At 71.7% G+C, this 11,602-nt stretch carries 6 protein-coding genes; 4 read left to right on the forward strand and 2 right to left on the reverse strand.

Annotation, left to right across the window (positions count from 1 at the left end):
* Nucleotides 1–97: 97 nt before the first annotated feature.
* Entirely contained in the window at nucleotides 98–775 is a 678-nt protein-coding gene (locus OG210_RS06365; protein WP_371535233.1) for a response regulator, read from the forward strand.
* Here the strand turns inward: OG210_RS06365 and murJ are convergent.
* On the reverse strand, nucleotides 759–2,351 hold the full coding sequence (gene murJ / locus OG210_RS06370; protein ID WP_371540196.1) for a murein biosynthesis integral membrane protein MurJ: 1,593 nt from the start codon (nucleotides 2,349–2,351) through the stop codon (nucleotides 759–761). The two genes, OG210_RS06365 and murJ, sit on opposite strands and share 17 nt — an antisense overlap.
* Before the next feature lie 270 nt (nucleotides 2,352–2,621).
* On the opposite strand from murJ, the gene OG210_RS06375 reads away from it, so the two are divergent.
* Nucleotides 2,622–4,190 carry a histidine kinase gene (locus OG210_RS06375; protein WP_328331617.1) on the forward strand — a complete coding sequence of 523 codons (1,569 nt, stop codon included), beginning with the start codon at nucleotides 2,622–2,624 and terminating at the stop codon, nucleotides 4,188–4,190.
* Nucleotides 4,191–4,339: 149 nt separating this feature from the next.
* Here the strand turns inward: OG210_RS06375 and glgP are convergent, their stop codons facing one another.
* Entirely contained in the window at nucleotides 4,340–6,967 is a 2,628-nt protein-coding gene (glgP, locus tag OG210_RS06380) for an alpha-glucan family phosphorylase (RefSeq protein ID WP_371535236.1), read from the reverse strand.
* Between the two features lie 808 nt (nucleotides 6,968–7,775).
* On the opposite strand from glgP, the gene OG210_RS06385 reads away from it, so the two are divergent.
* Both OG210_RS06385 and treS read left to right on the forward strand, forming a co-directional pair.
* Entirely contained in the window at nucleotides 7,776–9,872 is a 2,097-nt protein-coding gene (locus OG210_RS06385) for an alpha-1,4-glucan--maltose-1-phosphate maltosyltransferase (protein ID WP_371540198.1), read from the forward strand.
* Nucleotides 9,869–11,575 (forward strand): maltose alpha-D-glucosyltransferase, encoded by a 1,707-nt coding sequence (gene treS, locus OG210_RS06390; protein ID WP_328331613.1) that lies wholly within the window; start codon nucleotides 9,869–9,871, stop codon nucleotides 11,573–11,575. Before OG210_RS06385 ends, treS begins: the two co-directional genes overlap by 4 nt.
* Nucleotides 11,576–11,602 lie beyond the last annotated feature (27 nt).

Here is an 11,602-nt window from a genome sequence, read left to right on the forward strand (position 1 = left end):
GCGGGGCCTTCCGCGGTCCGGCCGGTCTGCGCGGGCCGGGTCCCCGTCATGCGCTCTCCGAAACAGAGAAGGAACAACCGGACTTTAGGCTGACGCCATGACGGAACCACGACCACGGATACGCGTCCTGCTCGCCGACGACGAGGCGCTGATCCGCGCGGGAATCCGGGCCGTCCTCGCCGCCGCCCCCTCCATCGAGGTCGTCGCGGAGGCGGCCGACGGACATGAGGCGGTCGAACTGGCCCTGAAACACCGGCCGGACGTCGCCCTGCTGGACATCCGGATGCCGCGCCTCGACGGCCTGCGGGCCGCCGGGGAACTACGGACGGCGGCACCGGACACCGCCCTGATCATGCTCACCACCTTCTCCGAGGACGAGTACATCGCGCGGGCACTCGACAGCGGTGTCAGCGGCTTTCTGCTGAAATCCGGCGATCCCCGGGAGCTGATCGCGGGGGTCCAGGCCGTCGCCGACGGCGCCGCTTTCCTCTCCCCCGAGGTGGCCCGGCGAGTCCTCACGCACCTCGGCACCGGGCGGCTCTCCCGCGCGACGGAGGCCCGCACCCGGCTGGACCCGCTCACCGGCCGGGAACGCGAGGTGGTGGCGCGCGTCGGTGCGGGGCTCTCCAACGCGGAGATCGGGGCGGAGCTGCACGTCGTCGAGGGCACCGTCAAAGCCCATGTGAGTTCCGTACTCGCCCGCCTGGAACTCAGGAACCGCGTCCAACTCGCCATCCTCGCCTACGAGGCCGGGCTGGTCACCGGTTCCGGCTGACGAGCCCGGTCCGCAGCCCCGGCACGCCGTGCAACCCGCCGATCCTCCACACCCGTGCGAGCAGCAGGAACACCAGCAGCATGGCTCCGCCGCCCGCGACCAGGGCGAGCGCGGCCGCCCCGGCGGGCGGGCCGGGCGGCACCGGGCAGAGCGCTGCCACCCCCCACCCGGTGACAGCGCCCGCAAGCGCCACCACAACCAGCTTTCCGTAGGTGCGGGCGACCCTCCCGCCGAAAAGCCGCCCACCGAGTCTCCGGCGCAGCAGCCGCGCGGTGACCAGCAGCCCGGCCGCGTAGGCGACCCCGTAGGCGGCCGCCATCCCGGTGACCGCCCACCGCGCGGGCAGCAGCAGATGGCAGCCGGTGGCCAGCGCGACCTGGACCGCGCCGATCCACAGCGCCGTCAGGAACGGGGTACGGGTGTCCCCGAAGGCGTAGAAGCCGCGCAGCAGCACGTACTGCGCGGAAAACGGAATCAGTCCGGGCCCGAACGCCTGGAGCATCTGCCCCAGCGGCCGGGTGGCGGCGGCGTCGGCGGCGCCGTGTGCGAAGAGCAGTTGCGCCAGCTGCGGGCCCAGCGCGAGAAAGAAGAAGGCAGCCGGGACGGTGACGGCGCCACTGGTCCGCAGGGCGTGGGAGAGGTCGCGGCGCAGGTCGTCGCCCCGGTGCTCGGCGACGGCCCGGCTCATCCGGGGCAGCAACGCGGTGACCAGCGTGACCGTGACGACGGACTGCGGCAGCGACCAGATGGTCTGCGCGTATGTGTACGCGGTGAAGCCCACACCGGCCCGGGGCAGTTCCCGGTCGGCCGCGGTGGCGTAGCGGGTCACCACCGTGGCCGCCGCCAGGTTGGCCAGGACGAACAGCAGAGTCCAGCGGGCCGCGCCGAGGCTCGCCCGCATCCCGGTCCCGCGCCAGTCGAAGCGCGGCCGGAAGCGGAATCCGGCGGCGCGGACGAACGGGACCAGGGCGAGGGCCTGGACCGCGAGGGCCGAGGTCGTGCCGGCGCCCAGCAGCGTTACCTGTGTCCTGCCGATGTCGTGCACCCCGTCCGCCGCCGTCATGACCCCGGCGTACCAGCCGAACACCGCGATCAGCAGAACGTTGTTGAGTACCGGCGTCCACATCATCGCGCCGAACCTGCCCCGCGCATTGAGCACTTGGCCGAGGATGCCGTACACCCCGTAGAAGAAGATCTGCGGAAGCAGGAAACGGGCGAAGACCACGGTCAGTTCGAAAGCCGCGTGGTTGCCGGGAGTGTCCCTCTGGTACACGCCGATGATCTGGGGCGCGGCCCACACGGCGAGCAGGGAACCCGTCCCGAGCACCGTCAGCGTGAGCGTCACCAGCCGCTGCTCGAAGGCGCGTCCGCCGTCCGGCTGCTCGACCCGGGCGCGGACCAGCTGCGGCACAAGGACGGAGTTCAGCGCCCCGCCGATGATGAGGAAGTACAGGCTCGCGGGGACGGTGTTGGCCTGGTTGTACGTGGTGGCGAGGAGTCCCGTACCGAGCGCCCCGGCCTGGAGCACCTGTCTGATCAGGCCGGTGGCTCTGGATGCCACGGTCCCCGCGGCCATCAGCAACGCGGGGCGCAGCAGCGCGCGTCGGGCCGGGCCCGGTTTCCTGGCAGCGGCGTGCCGGCCCCGGGCAGCCCTCCCGCGTGGCCGTGTCCCTGCCGCGGGCTCCGTCCCCTCCACGCTGTCTCCCCCGTGCTGCGCTGGTCCGTGCGTGCTGTGCTGCCCCGACGGTAGGCAGCGCGGCCGGCCGGGTTCATGGGGCGAAAGGCAGCCGCCGCCCCCGACTTTCGTCGGGGGCCGGACAGCGGCCGGGTCCGGCAAGCTGGGCGCATGGGGAGCGAGCGGAGAGAGCGGATCACCGACCTGGCACTCTGGGCGCTGATCTGCGCGCCCGTGGTGCTGAGAACCGTGGTGGACGGCGGGAGTACGTGGTGGCGGCCCGTGGCCGGGGTCGCGGTGCTGGGGGCGGGCGTCGGGCTGTCCCGCAGGTGGCCGCTGACCGCGCTGCTGATCGCGGTGGCGCTGGGCCTGACCGTCACGCCGAAGCTCTGGACCCCGGAGTACGCCGCTGCCCTGGCGGTCTTCGGCTATCTGGCCGGCCGGCGGACCGCACTCGCCCGGCCCGCGCTGCACGCCTTCGCGGGGACGGCCGCCGCCGGTCTGCTGATCACGCGGGCCGCGCACCTGGATCTCTGGGCCTGGCTCGTCGAGCTGTCCACCCTGGCCTTCGGGGTGATGGTCCCGTGGCTGCTCGGCCGGTATGTGCGGCAGTACGCCCAACTCGTCGACACCGGCTGGCTGCTGGCCGGCCGGCTGGAGCGCGAGCAGGCCGTCGCCGCGGACCGGGCACGGCTGCTGGAGCGCTCCAGGATCGCGGGCGACATGCACGATTCGCTGGGCCACGATCTGTCGCTGATCGCCGTACGGGCGGCGGCACTTGAGGTCGACCCGTCGCTGACCGGACGACAGCAGAGCGCGGCCGGTGAGCTGCGGGCCGCTGCGGGGGAGGCCACCGCACGGCTGCGCGACATCATCGGTGTCCTGCGGGAGAACGACGGGGCGGCGCCGGTCTCGCCGCCGGGCGAGACCGTGGCGGAACAAGTGGAGCGGGCCCGCAGGTCGGGGATGGACGTGGAGCTGACCGGCGAGGGAGCGGCGGGCGGTCTGGCCCCGATGACCGGCCGCGCGGTGCACCGGACCGTCCAGGAGTCGCTCACCAACGCGGCCGGACACGCGCCGGGCGCACCGGTGGCGGTACGGCTCGTACGGTCGGATTCGGCCCTGACGGTCACCGTCACCAGCGCGGCAGGACCGCCCGGCCTGCCTTCGGGCCCGCCGGCCGAGACCGGCTGGGCGGACGCGGCGGAACTGCCCGGCGGCCCGGGCGGCGGTACGGGGCTGGTCGGCCTGGACGAACGGATCCGTCTCGCAGGCGGGACCCTGCGCCACGGGCCGTTGCCCGGCGGCGGCTTCGAAGTGTCCGCGACCCTGCCTCCGGCGCCCGGCGCCCCTCCTGCGGCTCCCGGCGAAAAGTCCTCTTCCGCACAGGAGTTGGCCAGGGCAAGACAGCAGGTGCGGCGGCGTCTGAAGCAGGCGGTCTGGGTCCCGCTGGCCGCCACCGCCGCACTCGGGGTGCTGATCGGCGCCGTCGGCCTCGCCACCCGGTACGGAACGGTCCTCGACCGCGCCCAGTACGACCTGATCCGGGTCGGCGACCCCGCGGGCCCGGTCGGTGCGCGGCTCCCCCGGCATGCGATGGGCGGTGCGCCGGCGGGTGCGCCGCCCGTGCCTGCCGGTGCGGAGTGCCGGTACTACCGTGCCGGGCCGTTCTCCGGACTGCCTGCGTACCGGCTCTGCTTCAGCGGCGGCACCCTGACGTCCAAGGCGGTGCTCCGCTGACCGGCGGACGGCTCAGGGGCAGGCCGGAAGCCGGCTGTTCGGACGGTATGCGCGACAACCGGACGGGCCCGGCGCCGAAAAGGCGCCGGGCCCGTTCTGATCCTGTGCCGCCTCAGGGGTGTTGCCTCAGGAGACCTGCCTCAGGAGGGTCATCTCAGAAGTACGCCCGCGCCCTCCCCCGTCGCCGCGGTCGGCGCCGCCACGAGTCCCAGTTCGGCGGCGCTCGCCAGCAGGTGATGCGCCGGCAGGATACGGACCGTGTAGCCGTAGGGCCCCGTACGGTCCAGAGCGAGCGGGCCCTCGTACAGCCGCCGTCCGTCCAGGTCGGGGCCGCCCGCCGGTTTCAGTGCGACGGTCCGCGCTTCCGCGATGCGGTCCTGCTCGTCGACCCGGCCCGACACCGCCTGCACCTCCACGTCATCGGGCCCCAGTCCGCCGAGCGCGACCTGGACCCGCAGCGAGAGGGTGGAGCCGAGTTCGGCGGTGCCGTCGGCCGCGGTCGCCGCGACGGCCTCCACATGGTCGACGTGCACCTCCGGCCAGGCGGTCCGCACCCGCGTCTTCCAGCCCGCCAGCTCCCGGGCCGTGTCGGGCCCGAGTGAGCGGTGGGCGAGGGCGGCCGGCGCGTAGAGCCGCTCGACGTACTCGCGCACCATCCGCCCCGCCAAGACCTTCGGCCCCAGCGTTGCCAGCGTGGAGCGGACCATCCCGACCCAGCGCTCGGGCAGGCCGCCGGCCGTACGGTCGTAGAAGCGCGGCGCGACCCGGTCCTCGATCAGCGAGTACAGCGCCGCCGACTCCAGCTCGTCGCGCCGGTCCTCGTCCATCCCCGAGCCGTCCGCGGTGGGAATGGCCCAGCCGAAGTCCGGCTCGAACCACTCGTCCCACCAGCCGTCGAGCACCGAGAGGTTGAGGCAGCCGTTGAGCGCCGCCTTCATCCCGGACGTACCGCACGCCTCCAGCGGGCGCAGCGGGTTGTTCAGCCAGACGTCGCAGCCCGGGTAGAGCCGCTCGGCCATCGCCATGCCGTAGTCCGGCAGGAAGACGATGCGGTGGCGCACCCGCGGGTCGTCCGCGAACCGCACCAGCTCCTGCACCAGCCGCTTCCCGCCGTCGTCGGCCGGGTGCGCCTTGCCCGCGACCACGATCTGGATGGGCCTGTCCGGATGGAGCAGCAGCTCGGTCAGCCGGTCGCGGTCGCGCAGCATCAGTGTGAGGCGCTTGTACGAGGGGACGCGCCGGGCGAAACCGATGGTCAGCACCCCGGGGTCGAGCACCCCGTCGATCCAGCCCAGTTCGGCTTCGGACGCGCCGCGCCCGCGCCAGGAGGCGCGCAGCCGAGTCCGCACCTCGCCGACCAGCTGCTCGCGCAGGGTGCGGCGCAGTTCCCAGATCTCCGCGTCGGGAAAGTCGGCCACCGCGTCCCAGCGGTCGGCGACGCCCACCGACAGCGCGTGCTCGGTGCGTTCGGCGCCGATCCGGCGGACGGCGGTGCGGGTGAGCTCGGGCGCCACCCAGGTCGGGGCGTGTACCCCGTTGGTGATCGAGGTGATCGGCACCTCGTCGGGGTCGAATCCCGGCCACAGCCCGGCGAACATCTCCCGGCTGACGGCGCCGTGCAGAGTGGAGACCCCGTTGGCGCGCTGGGCGAGCCGCAGGCCCATCACCGCCATGTTGAAGAGGCGCGGTTCGCCGCCCGGGTAGGTCTCCCTGCCCAGCTGGAGCACGCGTCCGGCGTCGACGCCCGGCAGTTCGCCGTCGTCCCCGAAGTGCCGGGCGACCAGGTCGCGGTCGAACCGGTCGATCCCGGCGGGTACAGGGGTGTGGGTGGTGAAGACGGTTCCGGCGCGCACGGACTCCAGAGCGGCGTCGAAGTCCAGCCCCGCACCGGCGAGTTCGCGGATGCGCTCCAGTCCGAGGAAGCCCGCGTGCCCCTCGTTGGTGTGGAACACCTCGGGGTCCGGGTGCCCGGTGATCCGGCAGTACGAGCGCAGCGCCCGTACCCCGCCGATGCCGAGGAGCATCTCCTGGAGGAGCCGGTGCTCGCTGCCGCCGCCGTAGAGCCGGTCGGTGACAGCCCGCTCGCCCGGCTCGTTCTCCTCGACGTCGGAGTCGAGCATCAGCAGCGGGACGCGGCCGACCTGGGCCTGCCAGATGTGCGCGTGGAGCGAGCGGCCGCCGGGCAGCGTGAGGGTGACCCGGCAGGGTGAGCCGTCCGCCTCGCACAGCAGCGTGACCGGCAGCTCGTCGGGGTCGAGCACCGGGTAGTGCTCCTGCTGCCAGCCCTCGCGGGAGAGCGACTGCCGGAAGTATCCGTGCCGGTAGAGCAGGCCGACCCCGATGAGCGGTACGCCGAGGTCGCTGGCCGCCTTCAGATGGTCGCCGGCGAGGATGCCGAGGCCGCCGGAGTACTGCGGGAGCGCGGCGGTGACACCGAACTCGGGTGAGAAGTAGCCGATGGCGGCGGGCAGCCCGGCGGGCTGTTCCTGGTACCAGCGCGGTCCGTGCAGATAGGTGTCGAGGCCGTCGGCGGCCTCGGTCAGGGCGCGCAGGAAGCCGGGGTCGGCCGCCAGCTCGGCGAGCCGTGCGGCCGGCACTGTGCCGAGCAGCCGGACGGGGTCACCGCCGGCCGCCTGGAAGCCTTCGGGGTCGACGGCTCTGAACAGGTCCTTGGTCCCGGCGTGCCAGGACCAGCGGAGGTTGCGGGCGAGCTCACCCAGCGGGCGCAGCGGCTCGGGGAGGACGGGGCGGACGGTGAATCGACGAATGGCCTTCACGTGTTCCACCTTCGCAGGGGATGTGCGCATCCAGGGGACGCACAGCGGTGTGTACGTCCGCACTTCACCCCGAAGGTAACCGTCCGCGCTCCCCGCAACCACGGCGCGAGGCCGCGTCCGCGTGCGCCGGTGCGGCCCCGACGCGGAGTGCGCCGGTGCGTGTCACTCCGGGCGGTATGGCCGGTTCTCCCCCCTCGCGTGGGCTTGTGGCACTTCGCACCACGGGTGAGGCTGCTGTGTGACACCTCGCTGTGGCACACAGCGGTGACACCAGGAGCGGGAAGGAGTGTGCCCGGATGGAACGGACCGTCACCTGCCGGGAGGGGCCCTCCCCATGAGGCGCCGTCCGCACCTCCCGTACGCGGAGCACGACCGGCACCTCCCGTACGCGGTGCACGACCCGCGCCGGCCGTGCGCCGTGCGCGGCGCACGCCGCGTCCGGTCCGTCCGGTCCGGCCGGCCGCGGTGGAGCACGCCGGACTCTGCCAAAGGTGTGAAACCGCAGTCACCCGCACGGCCGGGCACGGCCCCTCCGCGACGCGCGGCCCACCTGGTCCTTGCCTTGCACATTACGCACGAGTACTTAACTCAGGAGCCGGATTGCCCACCAGAGGTGTGGGGGAAGGCTCCTCCGGTACCCGCCCGAGCTCACCCCCAGCCCTCACCACAGCCTGAGTGAAAGCGGACAGGAGCGGTCATGCCCGCAGCCCGCAAGCCATCATCGGACAAGCCGGCCAGAGGGACTCTCGCGACGTCCCCGCAGCCGCCGAAGTCCTCGAAGCCGCCGAAGCGGCCCCCCACCGGTCAGCTGATCGGCCGTATCCCGGTGCTCGATGTGCGCCCGCGCGTCGACGGTGGGCACAGGGCCGCCAAGGCTGTGACCGGTGAGACCTTCCAGGTCTCGGCGACGGTCTTCCGTGAGGGCCATGACGCGGTCGCCGCCAATGTCGTCCTGCGCGGCCCGCGCGGCAGAACGGCGCCCTGGGCGCCGATGCGGGAGCTGGCCCCCGGCACCGACCGCTGGGGCGCCGACGTCACCCCGGACCGCGAGGGCCGCTGGACCTACACGGTCGAGGCGTGGAGCGACCCCGTCACCACCTGGCTGCACACCGCCCGGATCAAGGTCCCGGCTGGCATCGACACGGAGCTGGTGCTCGCCGAGGGCGCCGGGCTGTATACGCGTGCGGCGGCCGGGGTGCCGAAGAGCAGGGGCCGCCGGGCGGTCCTCGCGGTGGCGGAGGCGCTGGGCGACACCGCGGCGCCCGCCGGCGACCGCCTCGCCGCCGCGCTCGCGCCGGACGTCATGGCGGCCCTCGCCCGGTATCCGCTGCGCGAACTGGTCAGCGCGTCGGAGCCGCTGCCGCTGCTTGTGGAGCGCGAGCGGGCGCTGTACGGATCCTGGTACGAGCTGTTCCCGCGCTCCGAGGGCGCCGTGGTCGAGGAGGGCAAGCCGCACGTCAGCGGCACCTTCAGGACGGCGGCGAAGCGGCTTTCGGCGGTCGCGGCCATGGGATTCGACGTGGTGTATCTGCCGCCGGTCCACCCCATCGGCACCACCCACCGCAAGGGCCCCAACAACGCGCTGACCGCCGGGCCCGACGACGTGGGGGTGCCGTGGGCCATCGGCTCACCGGCCGGCGGGCACGACGCCGTCCACCCGGACCTCGGCACCCTGGAGGACTTCGACGACTTCGTCGGGCGCGCCCGTGAGCTGGGCCTGGAGATCGCCCTCGACTTCGCACTGCAGTGCTCGCCCGACCACCCCTGGGTGACTCAGCACCCCGAGTGGTTCCACCACCGGCCGGACGGCACGATCGCGTACGCGGAGAACCCGCCGAAGAAGTATCAGGACATCTACCCGATCGCCTTCGACCAGGACATGGACGGCCTGGTCACGGAGACCGTCCGCATCCTGCGCTTCTGGATGGAGCACGGCGTACGGATCTTCCGCGTGGACAATCCGCACACCAAGCCGGTGGTCTTCTGGGAACGGGTCATCGCCGAGGTCAACGGCCGTGATCCGGACGTGGTCTTCCTGGCCGAGGCGTTCACCCGGCCCGCGATGATGCACACCCTGGGCGCCGTCGGGTTCCAGCAGTCGTACACGTACTTCACCTGGCGGACCGGCAAGCAGGAGCTGACCGACTACGTCACCGAGCTGGCCGGGGAGTCCGCCGCCGCCATGCGGCCCAACTTCTTCGTGAACACCCCTGACATCCTGCACGGGTACCTCCAGCACGGCGGCCGCCCCGCCTTCGAGGTCCGTGCGGTGCTCGCGGCGACGATGGCGCCGTCCTGGGGGGTGTACGCCGGGTACGAGCTGTGCGAGAACACCACGGCCCGGGCGGGCAGCGAGGACTACCTGGACTCGGAGAAGTACCAGCTGCGGCCGCGCGACTGGGAGTCCGCCGAGCGGGAGGGGCGGACCATCGCCCCGCTCATCACCACACTGAACGAGTTGCGGCGCCGCCATCCGGCGCTGCGGCAGCTGCGTTCGGTGCACTTCCACCACACCGACAACGACGCGGTGATCGCGTACTCGAAGTCGGTGTCCGTACCGGTCTCCCCAGAGGTCTCCGCAGATGCCTCCACAGTGGTCTCCGCAGAGGCATCCACAGAGGTCTCCACGCCGGACGGAGAGGCAGCCGGAGCCACGACCGGATCGAACACGGTTCTGATTGTCGTCAACCTTGACCCGCACCACACCCAGGAGGCCACGGTCTCGTTGGACATGCCGGATCTCGGCCTGGAATGGCACGAATCCGTCCCGGTGCGCGACGAGCTCACCGGCGAGACCTACCACTGGGGCAGGGCCAACTATGTGCGTCTGGAGCCGGGCAGTACGCCGGCGCACATCCTGGTGCTGCGACCGTCCCCGCCGATCGGAGGGTCACCCACATCATGATTGTCAATGAGCCCGTCCACGACAAATTCGAGGACACTCCCCCCAAGGACCGTGACCCCGACTGGTTCAAACGCGCCGTCTTCTACGAGGTCCTGGTCAGGTCGTTCCAGGACAGCAACGGGGACGGCGTCGGTGACCTCAAGGGCATCACCGCCAAACTGGACTACCTCCAGTGGCTCGGCGTCGACTGCCTCTGGCTGCCGCCGTTCTTCAAGTCGCCCCTGCGGGACGGCGGTTACGACGTGGCGGACTACACGTCCGTACTGCCGGAGTTCGGCGACCTCGCCGACTTCGTCGAGTTCGTCGACGCCACCCACCAGCGCGGGATGCGCGTGATCATCGACTTCGTGATGAACCACACGAGCGACCAGCACGAGTGGTTCCAGGAGTCGCGCAAGGACCCGGACGGCCCGTACGGCGACTACTACATCTGGGCCGACGACGACAAGCAGTTCGCGGACGCCCGGATCATCTTCGTCGACACGGAGAGCTCCAACTGGACCTTCGACCCGGTGCGCAAGCAGTACTACTGGCACCGGTTCTTCTCCCATCAGCCGGATCTCAACTACGAGAACCCGGTGGTGCAGGAGGAGATCATCTCGGCGCTGCGCTTCTGGCTCGACCTGGGCATCGACGGATTCCGCCTCGACGCGGTCCCGTACCTGTACCAGGTCGAGGGCACGAACTGCGAGAACCTCCCGCAGACCCACGCCTTCATGAAGCGGGTGCGCGCCGAGATCGACGCGAGCTACCCGGACACGGTGCTGCTCGCCGAGGCCAACCAGTGGCCGGAGGATGTCGTCGACTACTTCGGCGACTTCAAAAAGGGCGGCGACGAGTGCCACATGGCATTCCACTTCCCGGTGATGCCCCGCATCTTCATGGCCGTACGGCGGGAGTCCCGCTACCCCGTATCGGAGATCCTGGCCAAGACCCCGGCCATTCCGAAGAACGCCCAATGGGGCATCTTCCTGCGCAACCACGACGAGCTGACACTCGAAATGGTCACGGACGAAGAGCGCGACTACATGTACGCGGAGTACGCCAAGGATCCGCGGATGCGGGCGAACATCGGCATCCGCAGGCGGCTCGCGCCCCTGCTGGACAACGACCGCAACCAGATCGAACTGTTCACCGCGCTGCTGCTCTCCCTGCCCGGTTCGCCGATCCTCTACTACGGGGACGAGATCGGGATGGGCGACAACATCTGGCTCGGCGACCGGGACGCGGTCCGTACGCCGATGCAGTGGACCCCCGACCGGAACGCGGGCTTCTCGTCCAGCGACCCCGGGCGGCTCTATCTGCCGACCATCATGGACCCGGTCTACGGCTACCAGGTGACGAACGTCGAGGCCTCCATGGCCTCGCCCGCCTCACTGCTGCACTGGACCCGCCGGATGATCGAGATCCGCAAGCAGAACCCGGCCTTCGGCCTCGGTTCGTACACCGAACTCCCCTCGTCCAACCCGGCCGTCCTCGCCTTCCTCCGGGAGTACAAGGACGACCTGGTGCTGTGCGTGCACAACTTCTCGCGGTTCGCGCAGCCGACGGAGCTCGATCTCAACTCCTTCACCGGACGCCATCCCGTGGAGCTGATCGGCGGGGTGCGCTTCCCCCCGATCGGTGAACTGCCGTATCTGCTGACCCTCGCGGGCCACGGCTTCTACTGGTTCCGCTTGCGCAAGGACGCCCCCACCGTGTGACCACGGGCCCGGGACAGGACGGTTTCC

The organism is Streptomyces sp. NBC_00466 (assembly GCF_041433995.1).
In the GTDB taxonomy this organism is placed as follows: Bacteria; Actinomycetota; Actinomycetes; order Streptomycetales; family Streptomycetaceae; genus Streptomyces.

Excerpts from the sequence above, each read along its gene's own strand:
- OG210_RS06365 (WP_371535233.1), top strand. The coding sequence starts at position 98 with ATGACGGAACCACGACCACGGATACGCGTCCTGCTCGCCGACGACGAG.
- murJ (WP_371540196.1), bottom strand. The coding sequence starts at position 2,351 with ATGGCCGCGGGGACCGTGGCATCCAGAGCCACCGGCCTGATCAGACAG.
- OG210_RS06375 (WP_328331617.1), top strand. The coding sequence starts at position 2,622 with ATGGGGAGCGAGCGGAGAGAGCGGATCACCGACCTGGCACTCTGGGCG.
- treS (WP_328331613.1), top strand. The coding sequence starts at position 9,869 with ATGATTGTCAATGAGCCCGTCCACGACAAATTCGAGGACACTCCCCCC.